Genomic DNA, 25,254 nt, shown 5'->3' with positions numbered 1-25,254 from the left:
AGGGGTGGGCCCGCTCTCCGGGGCGCGCGGGGCGGGGCGGGCTCACAGGGCCGTGAGGATGCGCGGGCCCGCGTCCGTGATCGCCACCGTGTGCTCCACGTGGGCCGCGCGGCTGCCGTCGTTCGTGCGCAGGGTCCAGCCGTCCGGCGCGGCGTGATAGCCGTCCTTGCCGCTGGCGATCAGCATCGGCTCGATGGCGAGCACCATGCCGTGCCGCAGCGGCATGCCGCGGCCCGGGCGGCCCTCGTTCGGCACCCCGGGGTCCTCGTGCATGCTGCGGCCCACGCCGTGGCCGCCGAAGCCGTCCGGAATGCCGTACCCGGCGTCCCGGCAGACCGTGCCGACCGCGTGCGCGATGTCCCCGATGCGATTGCCCACGACGGCCGCGGCGATGCCGGCCTCCAGGGCCTGCTCTGCGGTCCTGACGAGCAGGACGTCCTCGGGGCGCGGGGTGCCGACGATGAAGCTGATGGCCGAGTCGCCCACCCAGCCGTCCAGACTGGCGCCGAAGTCCGCGGAGACCAGGTCGCCGTCCCGCAGGCGATACCCGTCCGGGATGCCGTGCACGATCGCGTCGTTCACCGACGTGATGAGCGTGGCCGGGAAGGGGACCGGGGCGAACGCCGGGTGGTAGTGCAGGAACGGTGACGTGGCGCCCGCGTCCTTCAGGACCTGGTGCGCCACCTCGTCCAGGTCCCGCAGGGCCACGCCGACGGCCGCCGCCTCGCGCACCGCTGTCAGGGCGCGCGCGACCACGCGCCCCGCCTCCCGCATCGCTTCGATGGATGTGTCTGTCTTGAGTTCGACCATGCCAATTACTATACCGGTATTTAAATGGTGTCCGGGGGTAGGATGGCACCATGGTTCGCACCCCCTTGACCCCCGAAGAGCGTGAACGCGGCGAGCGGCTCGGCCGGCTGCTGCGCGCGGCGCGCGGTGAGCGGAGCATGGTGGAGGTCGCCGCGAGCGCCGGGATCTCGGCGGAGACGCTGCGCAAGATCGAGACGGGGCGGGCACCGACGCCCGCCTTCTTCACGGTGGCGGCCCTCGCGGTGACGCTGGAGCTGTCGATGGACGAGGTGGCGCGGGCCTGCGCGCTGGTCCCGGTCTGATCCCTGCCGCAGGCCGCGCTCGTCACGCCCTCGCCGGTGACGGCTCCTCCCGCCGCGCCGCCCTGCGCCGCGCCAGCAGCGCTGCGCCCGCAGTCGCCGGCGCCAGTGCCACGAGCAGGGCGCCGACCCACACCGGGGAGCGGTAGCCGAGCCCCGACGCGATGGCCCGGCCGCCCGCCCAAGGCCCCACCGCCGCGCCCAAGTTGAAGGCCGCCGTGGCGAAGCCGCCCGCGAGCGTCGGCGCCCCTGTCGCCGCGTACAGCGCCTGCGAGATCAGAGTGGAGCCGACCGCGAACGACAGCAGCCCCTGGGTGAAGGCGAGCACGACCGCCGCCACCGGGCTGCCCGCCGTGAGTGCGAACACCACCCAGCCCGCGAGCAGCGCCACCGTGCCGCCCGCCAGGAGCGGCAACGGACGCGTGTCGGCGAGCCGCCCGCCGAGCGCGACCCCGACCGACGAGCCGAGCCCGAACAGGGCGAGCAGCCCGGGCACCCACGCGTCGTCGATGCCGGAGACATGCGTGGCCAGCGGTTCCAGGTACGTGAAGACGCAGAACGTGGCGCCGTTGACGAGCGCGCCGAGCAGCAGCGTCACCAGGAGCCTGGGGGAGCGCAGGGCCCGCAGCTCCGCGCGGGCCCCGGTGCGCGCGGCGGTGGGCGCCGACGGCGGCACGGCCCGGGCGACGGCGACGACGGCGGGCACCGAGATCAGCGCCACCGCCCAGAACGCGGCGCGCCAGCCCCACAGGTGGCCGAGCAGCGCGCCGCCCGGCACGCCCACCACGCAGGCGAGCGTGGTGCCGCCGAGCAGGATCGACGTGGCCCGGCCCTTGGCGTCCGGCGCGACCAGGCTGGTCGCGGTGGTCAGCGCCACGGCGAGGAAACCGGCGTTCGCGAGCGCGCCGACGACGCGGGTCGCGAGCAGTACGCCGTAGCTGGTGGTGAGGGCGCCCACCACATGCGCGAGCAGAAACGTGATCAGGAAGCCGAGGAGCGCGCGGCGGCGCGGCCAGCGCAGGCTCAACACCGCCATCAGGGGCGCCCCCACGATCATTCCGACGGCGAACGCCGAGGTCAGGGAACCGGCGGCCGGGACCGACACCGCCATGTCGGCGGCGATGTCCGACATCAGGCCGGACAGCATGAACTCGGACGTGCCCTGGGCGAACACGGCGAGAGCGAGCAGATACAGGACGAATGGCACAGCGAGACTCCGCGAGCGCTGAGAGGATCGGCGAGCCCCGCGGGCAGCCCTCGGCGGCGCGGCGAAGGGCCGCGCTGGCGCCGCGCGGCTGCCGCGCGGGGAAGAGGAGGGTGAGAAGCGTTCCGTGACTACGGCACTGAGCAGTCCGCGACTACGGCACTGCGGCGATCCTGTGGCGGAGGGGCCGCGGAGCGACACAAGGCGTCGTACCGGACAGCGGCACGACGTCGGTGTCGCTGCCACGCGGCAGCGAAGGACTCAAGGAGTCCGTGGAGCAGCCACCGGAGCGCCGGTGGCTAGCGTCTGTTCGCCTCGGGACTGGACATGTGCGCAGACTAGCCACGTCTGTCGCCGCACGTCCAAGTAATTAATGAAGCCTTCGGAAAACCGCGTGTAGCCGTCCCGTAACCCATCTGGTGTTATCTTCCGGACCGGCAGACTCCAGTCTCCCAGGGGGCGGTGCCCGACGATGGCAGTGGGACAACTCCCGGACGAGATCCGGGAGTTCGCAAAGTACTTGAACGATCTCCTGGCCCGGCTCGATCGGGACGGCGGGTGGTGCGGGGTGTTCCTCGCCCGCGACCCCGACGGCATGCGGGCCTGCCTGGAGGGCGCCGAGGTGCCGCCCTGGGACGTCGTGCAGGCGCTGCTCCACGACCTCGCGGCCGACGCGGGGGTGGGCGTCGCGCACGCCGAGACGGCACGGGCGCAGGCCCTGCACGCGGCGTCGGTGTCCGCGCACGACGACCGGCCCGGCGCGCGCGAACTCCTCAGCGACCGGCTCGACCTGATGCTCCAGGAGCAGCGGTTCGCCCAGGAACGGCAGCAGGAGCTGGCGCGCGCCCTCGCCGTCGCCGCCACGCCCGACGACGTGGACCGCATCCACCTGGACCTGGCGTGGGTGCGCGACGACCACGAACGCGCGGCCGCGCGCTGCGGGGAACTGCGTGCGCGCATCGACCGCCTCGACCGGGCGAGCGCGCCGCAGTGGGTGGACTTCGGGGGTCCGGGGCAGGAGGGCGTGCTGCCGATGGCGGAACCGGGCCACTCTCCGGACACCCGGCCTGCCGAGTACGACGCCCACCCTGCCGAGTACGACGCCCGCCCTGCCGAGTACGAGCCTCGCCCCGCCGAATACGAGCCTCGCCCCGCCGAATACGACTCCCGTCCCGCCGAGTACGGCACCGGCGCCCCCGTTCCCACCCCCACCCTCACCCCCGACGAGCACACCCACGCCGACCCGACCGGCCGCACCCCCCGCGTCCCGCACCAGTCCACCCCCCACCGCCGCCCCCGGGGCGCCCGCTTCGCCGGGTTCGCCGGGCTCGACGCCGACGAAGCGGAGGGAGCGGGACCCGTCGTCGCACCCGTGGCGGAGGGGCCGCGCGCCGACGCCGGGACACCCCGCGGCGCGCGCTACGCCCAGGCCATGGACGCCGCGCCGCGCGCCCCGAGGCGGTCCAGGTCCGTGGACCGGGAGGCCGCCGGTGACCGCGAGGCGGCCGACGCGCGCGCCGCCGCCGACGCGCACCTCGCGGACGAGCGCGTCACCGGCGACGCCGTGCGGGCCCTGATCCGGCTGCGCGGCGAGGGCCGCAGCGGCGAGGCGCACGGCGTGCTCGTCGAAGCGGCGGGGTGGCCCGCGGCCAGGCTCCCGCTGTTCGCCGAGGAGTTGCACCACGCGGGCCTCGCCGCCGACTGGGCGACCCTGCTGTGGGAGGCCGCGTCGCTGCCGCCCGACCGGCTCGTGGCCGTCGCGGACGCGCTCGCCGGGGCTGGTCGCGCGGAGGACTGCCGCAAGTTGCTGCGTCAGGGCGTGGCCCGGCCCGCCCCGGAGATCGCCGAGTCCCTGATCGCGCTCGCCGACGCGGGGCGCACCCGCGAGGCCAGGGCGCTGCTCGACGCGTTCGTCCGGGTCCGCAGCGCCGAGGACGTCGCGGCCTGCGCCCACACCGACCCGCCCCGGCTCATCCCGCAGCTCCTGGAGGCCGCGAAGGCGGCGTCGGACGACCGCCACTGGGACCTCGTGCACGCCTTGCGCGTCGCGGGCTTCACCACCTGAGCCGGCCCCGGCCGACCTGAACGCGCCCCGGCGCCGCCCGCGCCCGCCGCGCCGTTCCGTCACCCGCCCGGGTGCGAAACATGATCGACTCCGCCGCGTTACGACGATGGTCTTGGCAAGGCCGTCGATGAGGCTTACGTTCGTCTGTCTACGCAAGAAGTCTACGGGCGTAGAGGCTCTCTGACGTCCCGTCGAAGGAGCAGCTCATGGCCAATGTCGTACGCGCCGCACTGGTCCAGGCGACCTGGACAGGCGACACCGAATCCATGATCGCCAAGCATGAGGAGCACGCCCGCGAAGCCGCACGGCAGGGCGCGAAGGTCATCGGTTTCCAAGAGGTCTTCAACGCTCCCTACTTCTGCCAGGTCCAGGAGAAGGAGCACTACCGCTGGGCGGAGCCGGTGCCGGACGGGCCCACCGTGCGCCGCATGCAGGACCTCGCGCGCGAGACCGGCATGGTGATCGTCGTGCCGGTCTTCGAGGTCGAGCAGGCCGGCTTCTACTACAACACCGCCGCGGTGATCGACGCCGACGGCAGCTACCTGGGCAAGTACCGCAAGCACCACATCCCCCAAGTCAAGGGATTCTGGGAGAAGTTCTACTTCAGGCCGGGCAACATCGGCTGGCCCGTCTTCGACACCGCCGTCGGCCGTGTCGGCGTCTACATCTGCTACGACCGCCACTTCCCCGAGGGCTGGCGCCAGTTGGGCCTGAACGGCGCCCAGCTCGTCTACAACCCCTCGGCCACCTCCCGCGGCCTGTCCGCCTATCTGTGGCAGCTGGAACAGCCCGCGGCGGCCGTCGCCAACGAGTACTTCATCGCCGCGATCAACCGCGTCGGCCAAGAGGAGTACGGCGACAACGACTTCTACGGCACGAGTTACTTCGTGGACCCGCGCGGGCAGTTCGTCGGCGAGACGGCGAGCGACAAGGCGGAGGAACTCGTCGTGCGCGACCTCGACTTCGACCTGATCGACGAGGTCCGCGAACAGTGGGCGTTCTACCGGGACCGCCGCCCGGACGCGTACGAAGGGCTGGTCAACCCGTGAAGGATCTCCACGCCAGGCACCGGGCCGTCCTGCCGGACTGGCTCGCGCTCTACTACGACGAGCCCGTCGAGCTGACCCACGGCGAGGGCCGCCACGTCTGGGACGCCGCCGGACGGCGCTACCTCGACTTCTTCGGCGGCATCCTCACCACCATGACCGCGCACGCGCTGCCCGACGTCACCAAGGCCGTCGCCGAGCAGGCCGGCCGGATCATCCACAGCTCCACGCTCTATCTGAACCGGCCGATGGTCGACCTCGCGGAGCGGATCGCGGCCCTGTCCGGCATCCCGGACGCCCGCGTGTTCTTCACGACGTCGGGCACGGAGGCCAACGACACGGCGCTGCTCCTCGCCACCGCGCACCGCCGCTCCAACCAGATCCTGGCGATGCGCAACAGCTACCACGGCCGCTCCTTCACCGCGGTCGGCATCACCGGCAACCAGTCCTGGTCGCCCACGAGCCTGTCGCCGTTGCAGACGCTGTACGTCCACGGCGGCGTCCGCTCCCGCGGCCCCTACGCCGCCCTGAGCGACGCCGAGTTCACCGCGGCGTGCGTCGCGGACCTGCGGGACATGCTCGGCCAGTCCCGTGGCGGCGTCGCCGCGCTCATCGCCGAGCCGGTCCAGGGTGTCGGGGGCTTCACCTCACCGCCCGACGGGCTGTACGCCGCCTTCCGCGAGGTCCTCGCCGAGCACGGCATCCTGTGGATCGCCGACGAGGTGCAGACCGGCTGGGGCCGCACCGGCGACCACTTCTGGGGCTGGCAGGCGCACGCCGCGGCCGGACCGCCGGACCTGCTCACCTTCGCCAAGGGCATCGGCAACGGCATGTCCATCGGCGGCGTCGTCGGCCGCGCCGAGATCATGAACTCCCTGGACGCCAACTCCATCTCCACCTTCGGCGGCTCGCCCGTCACCATGGCCGCGGGCCTCGCCAACCTCTCGTACCTCCTGGAACACGACCTCCAGGGCAACGCCCGCCGCGTCGGCGGGCTGCTCATCGAGCGGCTGCGGGCCATCTGCGCCCAGCTCCCCGTGGTCCGCGAGGTGCGCGGCCGGGGGCTGATGATCGGCATCGAGCTGGTCAGGCCCGGCACCGACGAGGCGAATCCGCAGGCCGCCGCGGCCGTCCTGGAGGCGGCCCGCGAGGGTGGGCTGCTCATCGGCAAGGGAGGCGGGCACAGCACGAGCGTGCTGCGCGTCGCCCCGCCGCTCTCGCTGACCGTCGCCGAGGCCGAGGAGGGCGCCGCCATCCTGGAGCGGGCCCTGCGGAGCGTCTAGGCCGCCGCCCCGCCCCGTGCGCGGGCACACCCCGTGCCCGCCCACCGCACTCGCGTACCCCCGTACGTACGAAAGGGAGCGCACCACCATGAGTACCCGCACCCTGATCCGCGGCGGTCTGGTCGTCACCGCCGCCGAGGAGTTGCACGCCGACGTCCTGATCGAGGACGGCCGGATCGCGGCGCTCGCCGCGCGCGGCACCCAGGCCGCCGAGGCCTGGAGCGCGGACCGCGTCATCGACGCGAGCGACAAGTACGTCATCCCGGGCGGCGTCGACGCGCACACCCACATGGAGCTGCCGTTCGGCGGCACCTTCGCGTCGGACTCCTTCGAGACCGGTACCCGCGCGGCCGCCTGGGGCGGCACCACCACCATCGTCGACTTCGCCGTCCAGACCGTCGGCCGGGCGCTGCGCGAGGGCCTGGACGCGTGGTACTCGAAGGCCGACGGCAAGTGCGCCATCGACTACGCCTTCCACATGATCCTCTCCGACGTCAACGACCGGACGCTGAAGGAGATGGACCTGCTCGTGGAGGAGGGCATCACCTCCTTCAAGCTCTTCATGGCCTACCCCGGCGTCTTCTACAGCGACGACGGGCAGATCCTGCGCGCCATGCAGGGCTCCGCCGCCAACGGCGGGCTGATCATGATGCACGCCGAGAACGGCATCGCCATCGACGTGCTCGTGGAGCAGGCCCTCCAGCGCGGCGAGACGGACCCGCGCTACCACGGCGAGGTCAGGAAGGTCCTCCTGGAGGCCGAGGCCACGCACCGCGCCATCCAGCTCGCCCGGGTCGCGGGCGCCCCGCTGTACGTCGTGCACGTCTCCGCCGAGGAGGCCGTCGCGGAGCTCGCGGCCGCGCGGGACAAGGGACTCGACGTCTTCGGGGAGACCTGCCCGCAGTATCTGTTCCTGTCCACCGACAACCTCGCCGAGCCGGACTTCGAGGGCGCCAAGTACGTCTGCTCGACGCCGCTCAGGCCCCGCGAGCACCAGGCGGCGCTCTGGCGGGGCCTGAGGACCAACGACCTCCAGGTGGTCTCCACCGACCACTGCCCGTTCTGCTTCACCGGCCAGAAGGAGCTGGGCCGCGGCGACTTCTCGAAGATCCCCAACGGCCTCCCCGGCGTCGAGAACCGCATGGACCTGCTGCACCAGGCCGTCCTCGACGGGCACATCACCCGCCGCCGCTGGATCGAGATCGCCTGCGCCACCCCGGCCCGCATGTTCGGCCTCTACCCGAAGAAGGGCACCATCGCCCCCGGCGCCGACGCGGACGTCGTCATCTACGACCCCGGCGCGCCCCAGACCATCTCCGCGGCCACCCACCACATGAACGTCGACTACTCCGCGTACGAGGGAAAGCAGGTCACCGGCCGCGTCGAGACCGTCCTGTCGCGCGGCGAACCGGTCATCGACCGGCGGGAGTTCACCGGACGCGCCGGGCACGGCCTGTACACCCCGCGCGCCACCTGCCAGTACCTGAGCTGACCGGCCGCCCGTGCCGCTCACGCACCTGAACCAGCTAGGAGGTCCCTCGTGGATTTCGGACTCGTCCTGCAGACCGACCCGCCCGCGTCCGCCGTGGTCGACCTGATGCGCCGCGCCGAGCAGCGCGGCTTCCGCTACGGCTGGACGTTCGACTCGGCGGTCCTGTGGCAGGAACCGTTCGTGATCTACAGCCGGATCCTGGAGCACACCGAACACCTGACGGTCGGCCCGATGGTGACCAACCCGGGCACCAGGACCTGGGAGGTCACGGCCTCCACGTTCGCCACGCTCAACGACATGTACGGCAACCGCACCGTGTGCGGCATCGGCCGCGGCGACTCGGCGATGCGGGTCGCGGGCCGCAAGCCCAACACCCTGGCCCGCCTCGGCGCGTGCATCGACGCGGTCCGTGACCTCGCCGAGGGCCGGGAGGCGGACGTCGACGGGCGGACCCTGCGCATCCCGTGGGTGCGCGACGGCAGGCTGCCGGTGTGGATGGCCGCGTACGGCCCGAGGGCCCTTGCCCTCGCCGGGCAGAAGGCCGACGGGTTCATCCTCCAGCTCGCCGACCCGTTCCTGACGGAGTGGATGGTCAAGGCGGTGCGGGCCGCGGCGGTGGAGGCAGGACGTGATCCGGCGGCGGTGAAGATCTGTGTGGCGGCGCCCGCCTATCTCACCGACGACGACTCGCCCGAGGCCCTGGCGCACGCCCGCGACGAGTGCCGGTGGTTCGGCGGCATGGTCGGCAACCACGTGGCCGACCTGGTCGCCAAGTACGGGGAGCACTCGGGCCTGGTGCCCGAGGCGCTGACCGACTACATCAAGGCCCGTGAGGGGTACGACTACGCCCACCACGGCCGGACCGGCAATCCGGACACCGCCTTCGTGCCCGACGAGATCGTGGACCGCTTCTGCGTCATCGGCACCGCCGAGCAGCACCGGCGGAAGCTGGAGCGGTTGCGGGACCTCGGGGTCGATCAGTTCGCGGTGTACGCGATGCACGACGCCCGCGAGAAGGTCATCGACGGCTACGGCAGCGCGGTGATCCCGGCGCTGGGGGAGTAGCCGCGCACGGACGTCCATGAGACCGACGCGCAGGCGGACGCCGTTGTCCGCCTGCGCGCCGGTTCGTGCGGAGCTGACTTCAAACAGAGCTGACTTCAAGCAGAGTTGAGTTCATACGGAGCTGACTGCGTCCAGAGCTGATGGAGTGTCAGCCTTGGGCGCTCGGACGGGTTCCGCAGTTGCCCGCGGAGCACTTGTCCAGCCAGGTGGCGAAGTCGGCGTCATAGCGGGTGCCGATGGTGTTCTTCAGCAGGCTGCGGGCCGCCGCCCAGTCGCCCTTGCGGTAGTGGCCGAGCAGGGTCGCCACGTCCTGGGGGTGCGACTGGAGCAGGTAACGGACCGCCAGGTAGCCCCAGTTGTAGATGCGCGTGGAGTCGGCGTTGTCGTAGGTGGTGTCGAAGAGCGTGCTGAGCCTGTACGTCTTCTTGCCCGCCTGCTTGATCGCGTCGTCATAGGTGACATTGCGGTACGAGTAAGAGATGTACTCGGCGAAGCCCTCCACCCACATCACGGTCGGCGTCTTCATGCCCTCCGCGAAGTCGCCGTACATGTTGAAGCGGCCGTCGAGGTAGTGCGTGTACTCGTGGTTGAGGTTCCAGATCTGGAAGTCGGGGCGCAGCCACTCCGCCTCGTACGCGATGAACCGGGGCAGGTTGCCCGCCTGTGCCGGGTTGCCCTCCAGGTACATGCCGCCGTTGTTGGTGTCGATGCCGAAGACGATGCCCGCGTACGTCTTGTAGTCGCTGCTGGAGTCGAACGCGACGACTTCGAGGGTGGTGTTCTTGTCGTTGCCGACGGGGCCGTTGTCCTTGGCCACGCCGTGGAAGTAGGAGTCCTGCGCGAGCAGGCTGGAGCAGGCGGAGCTCAGCTCGGTGGACGTCATCTGCTGGGCCACGATCCGCAGGCTCGGGGCGCAGGTGTGCTTGACCGTCAGGACGGCGTTACGTACGCGGTTCTGCAGGTCACAGGTGTTGTAGTACGAGCAGTTGTCCTTGTCGTACGCGTCCGTCATCTCGGCGAGGCCGACCCACAGCGGGGCAGTGCGGCCGGTGATCCGGGTGCGGTCGAGGAGCTGCTTGACCAGCTGCGGGACCACGCCGGCGAATTGCTCGTGCCGCAGGAATCGGCCCAGCTCGCGTCCGGCGTTGGCGGTGAGGTACGACTTGTCGGTGCCGAGCAGGTCGTCGTGGGCGACGGCGAAGTCCCGCAGCACGGTCAGGACGCTCCGGTCGGCCTGCACGGCGGCCACGAACTCCGGGACCTGGTGGCCGCGGAACAGCACCGTGTAGGTGTTGTTGACCGCCACGACCATCCACCAGTGGGCGTTGTACGAGGAGTTGTAGCCGTTGAGGAGCCGCTTGACGACGTTCAGGAAGCGGGCGTTCTCACCCGAGCTGTCGATCAGGGTGACCGTCTCGGCGAGGGTCTCGCCGTTGGCCTCGGTCACGTCGAAGGCGCGCGCCGAGCCGAAGAAGGTGTTGAGGCCGCCCTGGATGGCGCTCTTGAGCGCCGGGCCGTAGGAGCCGACGGTGTCCGGCTGGCCCCACTGCACGTAGTAGCCGGCGCGCAGGTACAGCACCACCTGCGTGATCGAACCGCTGTTGTTCCCGGGGTAGTTGGCGGCCGTGTCGCGCAGCGCGCGGGCCACCGTCACCATCTGCTCCTCACGGAACAGGGCCCGGGCGTCCGAACCGGTCACGCCGAACAGCGTGTTGATGCAGCTGGTCTGCGAGGACTTGATCTGCTGGACCAGGGCGCCGCCGGTCTTCGACGTGAAGTCGGAGACGTTGCAGGCCGCCTTCGGGGCGCCGCGGTAGGCCTTGGGGGCCTGCTTGACGGTGTGCGTCGGCGGGCGCTTCGAGGGGTCCTTGGTCGGCTTGGCCGCGTGCTCGGCCTCGGTGGCCCGCAGGTCATCGGTCGAGGTGGGGGTGGCGGGCGAGGGGGCGGTGCCCGGGCGTGGGGCAGGTGCCTTGGCCCCGGCGTCCGCCGTGGCTGCCTGGCCGGTGAAGGCGACCAGGGTGAGGCCCAGACACATGACAAGGGCCGATATCAGGAGCTTGGCCAGGGAGGTTCTTGGTGTGGGGGAGTTCTGTGGTCTTGAGGTGCGTTTCAAAGTGCCCTCCGGGCGGTCGGCGGCCGTGCCCGAGCACGGCCGTGGGGGGTGCGCGAACCGTGGCGACAACGGGTACGGGGCGCTGAACTGCATGAACCCTTGATCTGTCATGCTCACGGAGAATGCGTGACATGTAATATTGCACACATCACATGGCCAGAGGAAGCCTTCTGCGGGCATGGGCAGGGATTGACGCAGCGTCACATCTGGGGCGGGGTGAAGGTGTTGTTCATCGTGATGCGGCCGTCGCGCCGTCCGCGCGACATAGTGCGGCCCGGTGCGGCCCGGTGGGGAGCGTCTGGTGAGGTGGGCGCGGGGCCGGGGTCGGCGGGTGGTGCCCGGCGTCAGCGGGCGGTGCCGAGTCCGCCCCTGCGGGGGCGCTTGGCCGGCTCCTGGGGCTGACGCCCCTTCGCCCACAGGGTCCGGACGTGCCCGAGGTGGCGCGTCATGCACTTCTCGGCGCCCTTGGCGTCACCGGCCAGCATCAGGTCGAGCAGCTCGATGTGCTCCTCGGCCGACGGGAGCAGCTCGCCGCGCTCGTCCAGACCCGTCAGGCCGTACAGCCGGGAGCGCTTGCGCAGATCGCCGACGGCTTCCACGAGCCGGTCGTTGCCCGACAGGGCGAGCAGCGACAGATGGAAGCGCCGGTCCGCCTCCAGATAGCCGATGAGGTCGTGGACGCGGGCGGCGCGCACGATCTCCTCGGCCACCTCGCGCAGCGCCTCCAGGTCCTCGCGGGCGGCGGTGCGCGTGATGCGGCCGACCGTGGGGACCTCGATCAGGGTGCGGATCTCCGTGTACTGGTCGAGGTCCTGTTCGTTGACCTCGGTGACGCGGAAGCCCTTGTTGCGGACCGGCTCGACCATGCCCTCCCGGGCCAGGTCCAGCATCGCCTCGCGCACCGGCGTCGCCGAGACCCCGAAGTCCTCGGCGAGGGCGGGCGCGGAGTAGACCTCGCCGGGCTTGAGCTCGCCGGAGATCAGGGCCGCGCGCAGCGCGTTCGCCACCTGGTCGCGCAGGCGCTCGCGGGTGGTGATGAGGTCGCGCTGCGTCAGATGACCCATGGCGGTGGTGATCCCTTCGTGCCTGCGCCCCGCGCCTTCGTGGCCGGGCGGATCACCAGCGTACAATGTCACGTTGTTTTCGCAGTTGAGCGGGCGGGAAAGGAAGCGGGTCCGGGCCCCTCGGGAGTTCCTCGGCCCGGTCCTTGGGCGGCTCCCGGCCCCTCAGTGGTGGCCGTCGGCGACGGCCTTCTCGGTGGCGGAGCGTACCGCCTGTTCCGCCGCGCCCGGCAGGGGCAGCCGTGGTGGGCGGGTCGGGCCGCCGTACCGCCCCGCGAGGTCCATGGACAGCTTGATCGCCTGGACGAACTCGGGCCGGGAGTCCCAACGCAGCAGCGAGTGCAGGGACTTGTACCGGGGCAGGGCGCGGTCGAGGTCGCCGGCCGTCGCCGCGCGGTACAGCTCGGCGCAGGAGGCCGGGAAGGCGTTCGGGTATCCGGCGATCCAGCCGACCGCGCCCGCGAGGGCCAGTTCGAGCAGGACGTCGTCGGCGCCGACGAGGAGGTCCAGGTCCGGGGCCAGCTCGGCGAGTTCGTAGGCCCTGCGGACATCGCCGCTGAACTCCTTGACGGCCACGATGTGCCCGGCCGCGCGCAACTCGGCGAGCAGCGCGGGGACCAGGTCGACCTTGGTGTCGAACGGGTTGTTGTAGGCGACGACCGGCAGGCCCGCCGAGGCGACCTCGGCGTAGTGGGCGCGCACGGCGTCGGCGTCGGCGCGGTAGGCGTTCGGCGGCAGCAACAGGACGCTTCCGCAGCCCACTTCGGCCGCGTGCTCGGCCCAGCGCCGTGACTCGGCGCTGCCGTACGCGCCGACTCCGGCCATGACGCGGGCCCCGTCGCCCGCCGCCTCAACTGCGACGCGCACCACCAGGGCGCGCTCCTCGCGCGTCAGTGTCTGGTACTCGCCGAGCGAACCGTTCGGGACGACGCCGTCGCAGCCGCCCTCGATCAGGAACCGCACATGCTCGGCGTACGCGTCGTAGTCGACCGTGCGGTCGGCGCGTAGCGGGAGGGCGGTGGCGACCATGATGCCGCGCCAGGGGCGGGCGGGGGTCCAGGAGGCGTCGGGGGTGCCTGAGGTGTCGGAGCTTTCGGTCGTGCTGGTGCTCATGGGGACTCCAGACGAGAGCGGGGGCTACGCGCGAGCGGTTCTCCTGGGGGTCTCATCGGGGGTTTCGCAGGGAATTCCACGGGGAGTTCCGTCGGGAGTTCCACTGGGGATCTCGGTAATATTTCACATGGCACCTAGGCTGCCAAGAGGGCGAACGCCCCCACGGCCCCGCCGCCGGGCGACGCGGGGTGAGGCACGGGGGGGCTCCGTCAGGCCGGGCGGGTCGCCGTCACCAGCCACACCCGCGCCTTCATCCGGACCCCGCGCCCGCCCGCGTACGGGCTGAGCGTGTCCTCCAGGGCCTTGCGGGTGACCCTCGGCACCACGCGGCCGGGCGTGCGGGAGAGGAGGAAGTCGACGGCGTCCGCCGGGTCGCGGCCCCAGTACGTCTCGACGGGCAGCGAGTCCACGGTCACGTCGGTGTAGGCCGCGAGGGAGCGGCGGATGTGGGCGGGGTCGCTGAGGGAGGCCATCGCGGCGCGGGCGTCGGTGTGGTCGGGGGAGGGGGCGGCCCCGTGGGCGCCGAGCAGGCCCGCGAGCAGGCCGAGCGCGCGGGACTCCTCTATGTCGGGGCTCGCGGGCTGCGGGCAGACGAACACCAGGCGCCCGCCGGGCCGCAGCGCGCGGGCCACATTGCGGAACGCGGCCGCGTGGTCGGCGAAGAACATCACGCCGCCCCTGCTGATCGCCACGTCGTAGCGGTCCCTGGGAAAGGCGTGCGTCTGGGCGTCGCCCAGTTCGTACGAGACGTTGGTGACCGCCTCGGCCGCCGTGCGCGCCCGGGCCCGCTCCAGGAGCGGCGCGGAGATGTCGACGCCGACCGCGTGCCCGTCGGGACCGGCGAGCCGCGCCGCGAGCCGCGTGACGGTGCCCGCGCCGCAGCCGATGTCCAGGACCCGGGCCCCGCCGCTGATCCGCGCGGCCGCGAAGAGCCGGCCGTTGAGGTCGCCGCTCATCGCGTCGTAGCGGTCCTGCTGCTCGGCCCAGTGCCGGCCGATGGGACCGTTCCAGAGCTCCTCCTGGCGGGCGTTGGGGCGGGCTTCGGGCCGGGTGTGCGTCGTCATGGCGGTTCCTTCGCCTCGGGGGTCGTCCATGGGATGGCGCTGCGCGATGCGGCGGTGCGGCGCCGATGCGGTGGTGCCGGTGCCGCTGCGTGGTGCTCGTGCCGCCGATCGTCGCCGCGCCGGTGCCCTTGGGTCGTCGTACCGGCGAAGGCAGTTGGATCTACGGCGCCGGGGGCGGGCGGGCGCGCGACTACTACGCGGGGAGTAGCGCGGGAGCGGTCCGCTCGGGGGACGTCGCGGTCCGAACCGCGGGCTAGGGTGCGGGACATGATGGGGGAACGCGGAGGACCAGGTGGCCGTGGCGTGCTCGACGGCCACGGCCACCTCGATGAGCGCAAGGCCAGGGCGATGGTCGTGGGGTTCGCCGTGATCGTCGCCGCCGTCGTCGTGGTCGCGACGGTGTACGAGGGCGGCGCGGACGCCGTCGACTACGCCCTGGTGTGCGTCGGCTCGCTCGCCCTCGCGGAGTACCGCCGGGCGCCGCGCGTCGTCCTCGTCGTCAGCGCGGTCGCCATGGCCGCCTTCGTGCTGCACGCCGAACCGGCCACGGCGGCGGCGTTCCCCGTCCTCGGCGCCGTGCACGCCGCCGCGCACAGCGGCCACCGGCTGCTCGCCACGGGCACCGGACTCGCCTTCCTCGCCGTGTTCCTCGGCGCCGACCCGGGCCGCGACGGCGCCGTCGAGCGGACCCTGCTGCTCACCGGGTGGTTCGTGTGCGCCGTCGCCACCGGCATCGCGGCCACGACCTGGCAGGCGTATCTGCGCCAGACCGAGGAGCGCGCCCTGGAGGCCGAGCGGACCCGCGAGGAGGTGGCGCTGCGCAGGGCAGGGGAGGAACGCCTGCGCATAGCCCGCGAACTGCACGACTCCCTCACCCACCAGATCTCCATCGTCAAGCTCCAGGCGGGCGTGGCCGTCCACCTGGCGCGCAAGCGCGGCGAGGAGGTGCCGCCCGCGCTGCTCGCCATCCAGGAGGCCGGCGGCGAGGCCATGCGGGAGCTGCGCGCCACCCTGGAGGTCCTGCGCACCGACGGGCCCACCGGCAGCCCCGCCCTGCTCGTCGAGCGCGCGCGGTCGGCGGGCCTGCCCGTCGAGCTGACGGTGACCGGGCGCGAGCGGGCCCTGCCGACGGCCCTGGAACAGGGCGTGTACCGCATCGTCCAGGAGTGCCTCACCAACGCGGCCCGGCACGCGGGCGGCCCGGCGAAGGTCGGCGTCCATCTCGACTACGGGGAGCGGCAGGTGGTGGTCCGCGTGGACGACGACGGGGCCGCTCACCCGGACCGGCCCGTGGAACCGGGGGTCGGACTCACCGGGATGCGCGAGCGGGTCGAGGCGCTGGGCGGCGCGCTGCGCGCCGGGGCGCGGGACGAGGGCGGCTTCTCGGTGCGGGCCGAGCTGCCGCTGGGGGCGGCCGGGTGATCCGGGTCGTGCTCGTCGACGACCAGGCCCTGATGCGGGCCGGGTTCCGGGCGCTCATGGACGCCGAGGACGGGATCGAGGTGGTGGGCGAGGCCGCCGACGGGGCCCAGGGAGTGGCGCTCGTGGGGGAACTCGTGCCCGACGTCGCGCTCATCGACGTACAGATGCCGGTGATGACGGGCATCGAGGCGACCCGCCGCATCGCCGCCGACCCGCGCCTCGCGGACGTGCGCGTCGTCATCCTCACCAACTACGGCCTGGACGAGTACGTCTTCGAGGCGCTGCGCGCGGGGGCCAGCGGCTTCCTGCTCAAGGACACCGAGCCCGCCGACCTGTTGCAGGCCATCGAGGTCGTGGCCCGCGGTGACGCGCTGCTGTCGCCCGCCGTGACACGGCGCCTGATCGGCGAGTTCGTGGCCCGGCCGCCGGACCGCGCGACCCCGCCGGGCCTGGAGGGCCTCACGCGCCGCGAACGCGAGGTGACGGCCCTCGCGGCTCGCGGCCTCACCAACGAGGAGATCGCCGCGCACATGGTCATCAGCCCGTTCACGGCCAAGACGCATGTGAGCCGGGCGATGACGAAGCTGGGCGCGCGCGACCGGGCCCAACTCGTGGTGTTCGCCTATGAGTCGGGGCTGGTGCGGGCGCGGGTGGAGGGGGATGGGGCCGGGGCCGGGGGCGGTGGGGGCGCGGGGGAGCCGTAGCCGTGTCCGGAGTGCGGGGTGGTCCGGCCGGGATCGGCGCGAGGTGCCGCGTGGCATGATCCCGGCGTGACTCTCCTCTCGCCCCGCCACGCCACCGCCCTCTGCGCCCTCGCGATACTCGTCGCCGGGTGCGGGCAGTCGAAGGGATCAGGGCAGGACGGCGCGGACGGCGCCGCGACCCGCGTCGCGGGCAAGGGTGGCCTGCCCCCGACCGCCGCCGGGACCCCGTCCGCCGCCGGGCCCGCCCCGTCCTACCGCGTCACCCCCGACGAACTCCCCTCCGGCGCCGAGAGCGCGCCCCCGTACGCCGCGCTGCCGCCCGAGCCCCGGCAGGCGTCCCGGGACTGCGCGGGCCGGCGCGGCGCCCTCGTCGAACCGGGCCCCGTCGACGCCGCGATGGGCCTGCGCGCGATGCGGGTGACCCTGACGCACTGCGGCACCGGCACCTACCGGCTCGACGGCTACCCCGGCCTGCGCGCGCTCGGCGACGACGGGGAGCCCCTCGACGTACGCACCCTGCGGGGCACCAGGAAGATCACCACCGCTGTGCCCGACCCGGGGCCGCACCCCGTGGCGCTGCGGCGGGGCGAGTCGGCGACGGTGGTCGTGGTGTGGCGCAACACCCACACGGACATGGTCGATCCCGCCGTGCACGCGCCCCGGCTGCGCGTCGTCCCCGCCCCCGGAGCCCCGGCCAGGAGCGTCACGCCGGACGGCGGCATCGACCTCGGCAGCACCGGCCGCATCGGGACGACGGCCTGGAAGAAGTACGTGCCCGACGGCACCGGGGGGTGAGACCGAGGGGTGAGACGGCCCGGGGCCGCCTCCGCCATGGGACGCGCCGTACAGAAGGCAAGTTGGCTTGAAATCGACATCGTGGGGGTGTGGTTTCAGCCGCGGGGAGAGTCCTGCCCGCGATAGATGGCCGACCCATGCACCGTACGTATGTACGTGGCCGACGGTGCGTCACCGTCCGGCCTGGGGTGTCGGGTTCCGCGGGGCGGTAGCACGCGCGCGGCCCCGATGGGTCCTTTCGCGACGAACCTTCCGGGCGGAGCCCCCCGGAGCTGAATGCCCGCTTCCACTGTGCGATCTTGTGACTAGCATGACCACCACAAGTGCCGTCGGAAGACAGCGCCACCAGGCGGACTTCCCTCGCGGCGGCACGCAGTCGAGGGCGGGCCGACGGCCCGCGCACCCGTGCCGACACCGAGGGACCAGGGAATGACACAGCCCGCCGATCGTCGTCCGGACCGCACCCCGAGCAGCCGGCGAACGGCATACACGCTGCCCGTGTGTCTCCTCATAGCCGCCGCGGCGGCGGGCGCCGCCGTCGCCGCCCTCGCCCCGGGCGAGGCCCGCGCCTGGGTGGGCGCCGCGGCCGCCGGGGGCTGGATCCTGCTCACCGTCGCCGTCCTCGTCGGCCTCGCGACGGCGAACAGGCTGCGCGCGCGGGCCGCCGACGCCGAGGGTGAACTGCTCTCCGTACGCGGTCAGTTGGACACCCGTACCGCCGAGGACATGGGCCTCGCGCAGGTGACCCTGCCGGGCGTCGCGCGGCTCGTGCGCGAGGGCGTCGCCCCGGACGAGGTGCTGCGGCAGACCCGGCCGCCCGCCCTGCCCTCCCAGCGCGAGCTGCTGCGGGTGTGCGTGAGCGCCCTCGCCGACGCCGAGCAGCGCGCCGCCACCGCGGCCGCGACCCAGCGCCGCGCCGTCGACGACCTGGCCCGCGTCACCGACGACATCCGGCTCCTCGCCGACGAGACCCTCCCCGGCGTGGTCGCCACCCTGCGCGGCGGCGCCTCCGTCGACCGCGCCCTCGCGAGCACGCGCTGGCCCGACGCCGCCGCGCTGCGCGCCCTGACCGAGACGGCCGTCCGCGAACTCGCCCTGAGCGAGCGGCGCGCGGCCGCCGCGCAGGCCGCGAGCGCCAAGGCCCTCAGCCGCGTCCAGGCCAAGTCCGTGAGCATGCTGGCCGACCTGCGCGACATGCAGGACCGGCACGGCGAGGAGGTCTTCGGCGACCTGCTCCGGCTCGACCACAGCACCTCGCAGCTCGGCCTCATGACCGACCGCCTCGCCCTGCTCATGGGCGGCCGCTCCAGCCGCGCCTGGAACAAGCCCATCGTGATGGAGTCCATCCTGCGCGGCGCCGTCGGCCGCATCGCCGCCTACCAGCGGGTGCGGCTGCACTGCTCGACCCGGGTCGCCGTCGTCGGCTTCGCCGCCGAGGGCGTGATGCACCTGCTCGCCGAACTCGCCGACAACGCTGCGAACTTCTCGCCGCCCACCGACGAGGTCCACGTGTACGTGGAGGAGTCCCGCACCGGCATCGTCATCACCATCGAGGACAGCGGCCTCAGGATGTCCGAGGCCGCCCAGCGCCGGGCCGAGGAGTCGGTGTCCGGGCGGATGACGGACCTCGCGCTCCTCCAGGGCACCCGGCTCGGGCTCGCCGTCGTCGGCGGCCTCGCCGTGAAGTACGGCATCAACGTCAGCTTCCGCCCCTCGGCGCGCGGCGGCACCGGCGTCGTCGTCCTGCTGCCCCCGCAGCTGATCGCCCAGCAGCCGCAGCCGGAGCGCGCCCCGGCACTCGACGCTCCCGCGCTGCCCGGTACCGATACGGGAGCCGCGGCCGGCGCGGAAGCCGTGCCCGCGCCGCGCCCCGCCGCGGAGGGCCCCGTCGGGACCCCGGCCGCACCCGCCGACGCGGGCCTCGGCGGCGCCCCCGGCGAGCGGGCCGAGACGCCCGAGCACACCGCCGTGCCCGAGCACACCGCCGTGCGCGAGCGCGCCGCCGTGCGCGAGCGCGCCGCCGACGGGGCCGACGAGTACGGGCGGGCGCCGGGCCACGGCACGGACGGCCGGGGTATCCGCACGGAAGGCTTGGGCGGCTCCGGAGGTACGGACGGCCGCGGTATCCGCACCGACGGCCGGGGCGGCACCGATGGCGCCGATGGCACGGACGGCCGGGGCATCCGTACGGACGGCCCGGGCGGCACCGACGGCACCGACGGCAGGGGCGCCACCCTCGGCGGACTGCCGATGCGGCGGCCGGGCCGCACCATGGCCGCCGCGCACGCCGAGCTCCAGCAGCGCCAGGCCGCCAACTCCGCCGCCCGGGAGGCCGCGCGGAGCGGCCCCGACACCACCCCGGGAGGCCGGGGCACCACCTCCGGCGCCCCCGACACCCACCGGCACACCGACCCGGCCGCACCCGGCACCACCCCCGCCGCGGACGGCGCGGACCCGGCCGGGGCGCAGCGCCCGCCCCGCGACCTGGGCGCCCGGTTCGGCGCGTTCCACCGCGCCCGGCGGGCCGCCGAGGAGAGCGAGCAGTCCCGGTTCGGCGGAGACAGCGAGTCGCCCCGGGCCGCCGAGGCGAGCGAGCCGCCGCAGGCCGCCCACGAGAGCGAGCCGCCGCAGGCCGCCCACGAGAGCGAGGCGGCGCAGGCCGTCCGCGTGAGCGAACCGCTACCGGCCGCCCGCGCGAGCGATTCGCCCCGGGCCGCTGAGGCGAGCGAGCCGCCGCAGGCCGTGCGCGCGAGTGAGCCACCACAAGCCGCCCACGCGAGCGAGCCGCCCCGGGCCGCCCACGCGAGCGAGCCGCCCCGGGCCGCCCACGCGAGCGAGCCGCCCCGGGCCGCCCACGCGAGCGAGCCGCCGCGCGCCGCCCACGAGAGCGAGCCGCCGCGGGCCGAGTGACCGGCCCCCGCGGCCGCCGGGGCCGGTCCGCCCGGACCGTGTCCCCGGGGCGCCGCGCGCACCCGGCGCCCGGCGCCGCCCCAGGGCCCGCACCGACGAGCCCCACCGTTCTCACCTTCCCCACCCCCGCCCCGCACCGAAAGGGAGGCACGGGCGTTCGCGCACCCGGTGATCGCCCCCAATTCACCATGCAGACCACCGACAACAGCCTGAACTGGCTTCTGGACACCCTCCTCGACGGCACCCCCGGCACCCGGCACGCCCTCGTGCTGTCCCGGGACGGCCTCAAGCTCTGCTGGAGTCCCGGCCTCAGCCTCGACCAGGCCGACCAGCTCTCCGCGATCTGTTCCGGCATCCAGGCGCTCGCCCAGGGCGCCTCCATGGAGTTCGGTGACGGCACCGGAGGCGTGCGGCACTCCATGACCGAGTTCCACGGCGGACTGCTCTTCGTCGTGGAGGCCGGACAGGGCGCGCACCTCGCCGTCATCGCCGACGAGGACGCCGACCCCGGTGTGGTGGGCCATCAGATGAGTCAGCTCGTCTCCCAGATCGGCGAACACCTGCGGGCCGAGCCGCGCGCCCAGGGGACCGCTCGGCCCGGGAGCCCCGGGAGCACGGCCTCGTGATGCGGCGGCCCGTCGATGTGGGCGAACCCGACCGGCTCTACACGGTCACCGGGGGCCGCAGCCGCTCCGACGGCAGCTCCTTCGACCTGGTCACGCTGATCGTCGCCGAGTGCGAGCCGTCCGTCGGCCAGCAGTCGGAGCACGCGCGCATCCTCGAACTGTGCCGCCACCCCACGGCCGTCGTCGAGATCGCCGCGGAGCTGTCCCTGCCCATCACCGTCGTCCGCATCCTCCTGGAGGACCTGCTGGCGACCGGCCGCATCACCCCTCGTCACCCCCGCGTGGCGGCCTCCGCCGCGCTGCCCGATTCCGCTCTTCTCACGGAGGTGCTCCATGGGCTCCGCAACCTCTGAGCTGCCGTCGTCCCGGACACCGCTGCGCGACACGGCCGAAAACGGACTGAAGATCGTCGTGGTGGGCGGCTTCGGCGTCGGCAAGACCACCCTCGTCCGCTCCGTCAGCGAGATCCGCCCCCTCAACACCGAGGAGGTGATGACGCAGGCGGGCGCCGGAGTCGACAAGATGCCCGAGTCGACCGGCAAGAACACCACCACCGTCGCCTTCGACTTCGGCCGCATCAGCCTCAACGACCGCCTGGTGCTCTATCTGTTCGGCGCCCCCGGCCAGAAGCGCTTCTGGTTCCTGTGGGACCGGCTGTTCTCCGGGACGCTCGGCGCGGTGGTCCTCGTGGACACCCGCAGGATGGACGAGTCCTGGTACGCCATCGACCGGCTCGAACACCACGGCACGCCCTTCGTGGTCGCCGTGAACCGCTTCGACGACGACACCGCGCGCCACTCCCTCCAGGACATACGCACCGCGCTCGCGCTTGCGGACCACGTCCCCCTCATCGACTGCGACGCCCGGGTCCGCTCGTCCGGCAAGGACGTGCTGATCACGCTCGTCGACCACCTCCACCACCTGGCACGGGAACGGGAACTGACAGCATGACCGAAGCGAGTGGACCCGCGGCCGCGCCGAACACCCCGCCGCCCGGCTGCCCCGCCCACACCGCCCACCCCGACGCGGTGCCCCTGAGCGGCCTGGAGTACCAGCAGACGCCCTTCGACCTGTATCGCAGCCTGCGCGGCAAGCACGGCTCCGTCGCGCCCGTCCTCCTCGACGGCGGCGTGCCCGCCTGGCTCGTCCTCGGCTACTCCGAGGTGTCGTACGTCACCGCGCACGACGAGCTGTTCGCCCGCGACTCCCGGCGCTGGAACCAGTGGGACAACATCCCCGCCGACTGGCCCCTGATGCCGTTCGTGGGCTACCAGCCCTCCGTCCTGTTCACCGAGGGCGCCGAGCACCGCCGCCGCGCGGGCGTCATCACCGAGGCCCTCGAAGGCGTCGACCAGTTCGAACTCGGCCGCGAGTGCGCCTACATCGCCGACCAGCTCATCGCGTCCTTCTCCGGCCGCGGCAGCGCCGAGCTGATGAGCGTCTACACCCACCCGCTGGCCATGCGCGCCGCCGTCCACATGGTCGGCATGCCGCCCGGCGCCGCCGACACCGAGGCCCTGGTCGAGGACCTGAGGATGTCCCTGGACGCCGCCGAGGGCGACGACCCGGTCGCCGCGTACGTCCGGGTCGGTGAGCGCGTCCACCGCCTGGTCAAGGAGCGGCGGCAGAACCCCGGAGCCGATGTCACATCGCGCATGCTGGAGCACCCGGCGGGCCTGTCCGACGAGGAGATCGTGCAGGACCTGATCTCCGTGATCGCGGCCGCCCAGCAGCCCACCGCGAACTGGATCTGCAACGCGCTGCGGCTGCTCCTGACCGACGAGCGGTTCGCCCTGAACGTCTCCGGCGGCCGCCTCAGCGTCAGTCAGGCCCTCAACGAAGTGCTGTGGCTCGACACGCCCACCCAGAACTTCATCGGCCGCTGGGCGGTCCGTGACACCCAGCTCGGCGGGCGCCGCATCCGGGCCGGCGACTGCCTGGTCCTCGGCCTCGCCGCCGCCAACGCCGACCCGCAGATCTGGCCGGGCGCGCAGGTGGGCTCCGAGAACTCCGCGCACCTGTCCTTCAGCAACGGCGAACACCGCTGCCCCTATCCGGCGCCGCTGCTCGCCGACGTCATCGCCCGCACCGCGGTCGAGACGCTCCTGGAGCGGCTGCCGGACCTGGTGCTCGCCGTCGACCCGGCGGAGCTGACCTGGCGGCCGTCCATCTGGATGCGCGGTCTGACGGCGCTGCCGGTCCAGTTCACGCCCGTGGCGCAGTGACGGCGGCGGCGCGGAGACGCTCCGCGCCGCACGCGGCGGGACGGCGCTCAGCGCGGCACGGGCGTGAACACCACGGGCAGGGCGGCGGGGCCCCGCGTGAACACGCCCTGCTCCGACGGTACGAAGCCGTCGGCGAGCCGGATGTCCGGCATGGCGTCGAGGAGTTGGTTGACGCCCGTCTCCACCTCGGCGCGGGCGAGCAGCGCGCCCACGCAGAAGTGCCTGCCGAGGGCGAACGCGAGATGGTCGGCCGCCGCGGAGAACGCGGTGGTGGTGGTCAGGTCGTCCCGGAAGATGTCGAACCGGTCCGGCTCGCGGTAGCGCTCGCCGTCCCGGTTGGCGGAGCCGATGAGGCAGGTCACGGTGGCACCGGCCGGAATGGTGCCACCGGCCACCTCGACGTCGACCGCGCTCTGCCGCATGATCATGTGGACGGGCGGGCTGTGCCGCAGGGTCTCCGCGAACGCCCGGTCGATCAGGGTGCGGTCCGCGCGCACGGCGGCGAGCTGGTCGGGGTGCGTGAGCAGGTTCGCGAAGATGCCCGCGATGGCCTTGTCGGTGGTCTCGCCGCCCGCGGCGAGCAGCAGGCTGCAGAACGCCTTGATGTCCTCGTCGCTCATCCGCACCCCGTCGACCTCGGCGGCGCACAGCGTCGAAAGCAGGTCGGTCCCCGGGTTCTTCCTGCGCTCGGCGATGATCGGGAACATGTACTCGGCGAACTCCACCCGGGTCCGCTCGCCCGCGGCCGCCACCTCGGGGTCGCCCGCCAGATTGCCGAGGAAGGCGATGACGGTCGTGTACCAGCCGTGGAACCGGGCGTGGTCGGCCTTGTCCAGGCCGAGCATGTCGGCGATCACGTTCACCGGGAAGCGGGTGGCGTAGTCGGCCACCAGGTCCGCGGAGCCGCGGTCGCGGAAGGCGTCGATCAGCTCCTCGGAGTTGCGGCGGATGACCGGCAGGAACACGTCCCGCAGTTCGGTGCCGCGGAAGGCCGGGGCGACCAGGGCCCGGCGCACCGCGTGTTCACGGCCGCTGAGCTGGAGTATCGTCCGGCCGTGCACGGGTTCGACCTGCCAGTCGTAGTTCTCCGTGGTGAACTGTGCCTCCTTGTCCTTGAAGACGCGGGCCACGTCCTCGTAGCGGGAGACGAGGTAGCTTTTGGTGGGCTCGTGCCACAGCAGCGGGGCTTGTTCCCGCAGGGCGCGATAGACAGGGTAGGGATCGGCCGCGAACTCGGGCGAGAGAATGTCCGGGATGGGCTGAGCAGTGGACACGGTGCTCCTTCGGAGGGCGACTGCCTGGCCGGCACAGCCTATTGATCAAGGAAAAGAACCAACAGAGTGCGTCAGCTGTCATCTGTCAGCTGTTCGTTGTCATCTGCCAGTTGTCACATGTCACCCATCAAGTGTTTTCCCCGCATTCCCCGAGCCCGTCGGGGCATACGGGATCCCACCACCCCCCCAACCCCCTGGAGGCACGCCGTGGAGGCCGAGGTCAGAGTGACGGTGTTCATGGAACTGGAGACGGCCGACACACCCGGCGGCCGCGCCCCCCTCTCCGCCGAACTCGCCTACGCGGCCGCCGATCCCTTCGCGGTCACCATGACGTTCCACTGCGAGGGCGGCGAGGTGACTCGCTGGCGCCTGGACCGGCAGCTCCTCGGCGACGGCTGCCGCGGCCCTGCCGGTGAGGGCGACGTGCGCGTCGAGCCGACCGCGGACCCGGGCCGAGGGCCCGGCGTGCGCGTCGAGCTGTTCGGCATGCCGGGCCCCGCGGGCCGCTCCCACGGCGTGCTGCACGCCGCCGCGGCCGACATCACCGCCTTCCTCGCGGGCACCCACGAGATCGTGCCGCCGGGCGCGGAGCGGATCTGCCTGGACGAACTCGTGGCGGCTTGCCTGGGGGACAGCGAGAGCCCGTTCGGGGAGCACGCGGCGTAGCCGCTGACGGCGACGGC

22 protein-coding genes are annotated in these 25,254 nt (G+C 73.1%); 15 read left to right on the top strand and 7 right to left on the bottom strand.

Translation table 11 applies throughout. The annotated features are described in order from the left end of the window. Nucleotides 1–42 precede the first annotated feature (42 nt). Nucleotides 43–810, bottom strand: coding sequence for a type I methionyl aminopeptidase (map, locus tag ACZ6BG_RS36635; protein WP_469010013.1), 768 nt, complete (start codon nucleotides 808–810; stop codon nucleotides 43–45). 50 nt (nucleotides 811–860) lie between these two features. Between map and ACZ6BG_RS36630 the strand changes: the two genes are divergently transcribed. Further along, on the top strand, nucleotides 861–1,112 hold the full coding sequence (locus tag ACZ6BG_RS36630; RefSeq protein ID WP_468454501.1) for a helix-turn-helix domain-containing protein: 252 nt from the start codon (nucleotides 861–863) through the stop codon (nucleotides 1,110–1,112). Nucleotides 1,113–1,134: 22 nt separating this feature from the next. Here the strand turns inward: ACZ6BG_RS36630 and ACZ6BG_RS36625 are convergent, their stop codons facing one another. After that, nucleotides 1,135–2,316, bottom strand: a complete 1,182-nt coding sequence (locus ACZ6BG_RS36625) for a Cmx/CmrA family chloramphenicol efflux MFS transporter (RefSeq protein WP_469010011.1) — start codon at nucleotides 2,314–2,316, stop codon at nucleotides 1,135–1,137. A gap of 469 nt (nucleotides 2,317–2,785) precedes the next feature. On the opposite strand from ACZ6BG_RS36625, the gene ACZ6BG_RS36620 reads away from it, so the two are divergent. From ACZ6BG_RS36620 to ACZ6BG_RS36600, 5 genes are all read left to right on the top strand, one after another. Next, entirely contained in the window at nucleotides 2,786–4,378 is a 1,593-nt protein-coding gene (locus ACZ6BG_RS36620; protein ID WP_469010007.1) for a hypothetical protein, read from the top strand. A gap of 206 nt (nucleotides 4,379–4,584) precedes the next feature. Next, nucleotides 4,585–5,427, top strand: a complete 843-nt coding sequence (locus ACZ6BG_RS36615) for a nitrilase-related carbon-nitrogen hydrolase (protein WP_030361840.1) — start codon at nucleotides 4,585–4,587, stop codon at nucleotides 5,425–5,427. After that, nucleotides 5,424–6,707 (top strand): aspartate aminotransferase family protein, encoded by a 1,284-nt coding sequence (locus ACZ6BG_RS36610; RefSeq protein WP_468454507.1) that lies wholly within the window; start codon nucleotides 5,424–5,426, stop codon nucleotides 6,705–6,707. Before ACZ6BG_RS36615 ends, ACZ6BG_RS36610 begins: the two co-directional genes overlap by 4 nt. A gap of 88 nt (nucleotides 6,708–6,795) precedes the next feature. Then, on the top strand, nucleotides 6,796–8,199 hold the full coding sequence (hydA, locus tag ACZ6BG_RS36605; protein WP_469009998.1) for a dihydropyrimidinase: 1,404 nt from the start codon (nucleotides 6,796–6,798) through the stop codon (nucleotides 8,197–8,199). Between the two features lie 48 nt (nucleotides 8,200–8,247). After that, nucleotides 8,248–9,264 (top strand): TIGR03842 family LLM class F420-dependent oxidoreductase, encoded by a 1,017-nt coding sequence (locus ACZ6BG_RS36600; protein ID WP_469009996.1) that lies wholly within the window; start codon nucleotides 8,248–8,250, stop codon nucleotides 9,262–9,264. A gap of 148 nt (nucleotides 9,265–9,412) precedes the next feature. On the opposite strand, the gene ACZ6BG_RS36595 is transcribed toward ACZ6BG_RS36600, so the two are convergent. The 4 genes from ACZ6BG_RS36595 to ACZ6BG_RS36580 form a co-directional block, all read right to left on the bottom strand. Next, nucleotides 9,413–11,299, bottom strand: a complete 1,887-nt coding sequence (locus ACZ6BG_RS36595; protein ID WP_469009993.1) for a collagenase — start codon at nucleotides 11,297–11,299, stop codon at nucleotides 9,413–9,415. 422 nt (nucleotides 11,300–11,721) lie between these two features. Further along, complete coding sequence (locus tag ACZ6BG_RS36590; protein WP_469009990.1) at nucleotides 11,722–12,441, bottom strand: GntR family transcriptional regulator; 720 nt, start codon at nucleotides 12,439–12,441, stop codon at nucleotides 11,722–11,724. Between the two features lie 162 nt (nucleotides 12,442–12,603). Continuing rightward, nucleotides 12,604–13,551: a dihydrodipicolinate synthase family protein gene (locus tag ACZ6BG_RS36585; RefSeq protein WP_469009987.1), complete on the bottom strand. Its 948-nt coding sequence runs from the start codon at nucleotides 13,549–13,551 to the stop codon at nucleotides 12,604–12,606. 209 nt (nucleotides 13,552–13,760) lie between these two features. Beyond that, nucleotides 13,761–14,615 (bottom strand): class I SAM-dependent methyltransferase, encoded by an 855-nt coding sequence (locus ACZ6BG_RS36580; RefSeq protein WP_469009984.1) that lies wholly within the window; start codon nucleotides 14,613–14,615, stop codon nucleotides 13,761–13,763. A 348-nt stretch (nucleotides 14,616–14,963) separates the two neighbouring features. Between ACZ6BG_RS36580 and ACZ6BG_RS36575 the strand changes: the two genes are divergently transcribed. The 8 genes from ACZ6BG_RS36575 to ACZ6BG_RS36540 all read left to right on the top strand — a co-directional run bounded on the left by ACZ6BG_RS36575 (nucleotide 14,964) and on the right by ACZ6BG_RS36540 (nucleotide 23,297). Then, nucleotides 14,964–16,037, top strand: a complete 1,074-nt coding sequence (locus ACZ6BG_RS36575) for a sensor histidine kinase (RefSeq protein WP_469010240.1) — start codon at nucleotides 14,964–14,966, stop codon at nucleotides 16,035–16,037. Further along, the gene (locus ACZ6BG_RS36570) at nucleotides 16,034–16,741 is read left to right on the top strand and encodes a response regulator (RefSeq protein WP_469009982.1); all 708 of its coding nucleotides are present in this window, start codon (nucleotides 16,034–16,036) and stop codon (nucleotides 16,739–16,741) included. The genes ACZ6BG_RS36575 and ACZ6BG_RS36570 overlap by 4 nt, the downstream gene beginning before the upstream one ends. Nucleotides 16,742–16,807: 66 nt before the next feature. After that, a complete protein-coding gene (locus ACZ6BG_RS36565; protein ID WP_469009979.1) occupies nucleotides 16,808–17,536 on the top strand; it encodes a DUF4232 domain-containing protein in 729 nt (242 codons plus the stop codon). 498 nt (nucleotides 17,537–18,034) lie between these two features. Then, the gene (locus ACZ6BG_RS36560) at nucleotides 18,035–20,446 is read left to right on the top strand and encodes an ATP-binding protein (protein WP_469009977.1); all 2,412 of its coding nucleotides are present in this window, start codon (nucleotides 18,035–18,037) and stop codon (nucleotides 20,444–20,446) included. A 188-nt stretch (nucleotides 20,447–20,634) separates the two neighbouring features. Continuing rightward, a complete protein-coding gene (locus ACZ6BG_RS36555) occupies nucleotides 20,635–21,072 on the top strand; it encodes a roadblock/LC7 domain-containing protein (RefSeq protein ID WP_468454522.1) in 438 nt (145 codons plus the stop codon). After that, entirely contained in the window at nucleotides 21,069–21,425 is a 357-nt protein-coding gene (locus ACZ6BG_RS36550; RefSeq protein ID WP_469009975.1) for a DUF742 domain-containing protein, read from the top strand. Before ACZ6BG_RS36555 ends, ACZ6BG_RS36550 begins: the two co-directional genes overlap by 4 nt. After that, entirely contained in the window at nucleotides 21,406–22,023 is a 618-nt protein-coding gene (locus ACZ6BG_RS36545) for a GTP-binding protein (RefSeq protein ID WP_469009973.1), read from the top strand. Before ACZ6BG_RS36550 ends, ACZ6BG_RS36545 begins: the two co-directional genes overlap by 20 nt. Then, complete coding sequence (locus ACZ6BG_RS36540) at nucleotides 22,020–23,297, top strand: cytochrome P450 (protein ID WP_469009972.1); 1,278 nt, start codon at nucleotides 22,020–22,022, stop codon at nucleotides 23,295–23,297. The genes ACZ6BG_RS36545 and ACZ6BG_RS36540 overlap by 4 nt, the downstream gene beginning before the upstream one ends. Before the next feature lie 47 nt (nucleotides 23,298–23,344). Here the strand turns inward: ACZ6BG_RS36540 and ACZ6BG_RS36535 are convergent, their stop codons facing one another. Then, nucleotides 23,345–24,571 carry a cytochrome P450 gene (locus ACZ6BG_RS36535; RefSeq protein ID WP_469009970.1) on the bottom strand — a complete coding sequence of 409 codons (1,227 nt, stop codon included), beginning with the start codon at nucleotides 24,569–24,571 and terminating at the stop codon, nucleotides 23,345–23,347. Between the two features lie 207 nt (nucleotides 24,572–24,778). Between ACZ6BG_RS36535 and ACZ6BG_RS36530 the strand changes: the two genes are divergently transcribed. Then, nucleotides 24,779–25,237, top strand: coding sequence for an SsgA family sporulation/cell division regulator (locus ACZ6BG_RS36530; RefSeq protein ID WP_469009967.1), 459 nt, complete (start codon nucleotides 24,779–24,781; stop codon nucleotides 25,235–25,237). Nucleotides 25,238–25,254: the final 17 nt, after the last annotated feature.

Source organism: Streptomyces sp. NPDC041205 (assembly GCF_055591765.1).
Note: the sequence above shows the minus strand (reverse complement) of the source record. Positions and strands in the feature narration are given on the sequence as shown.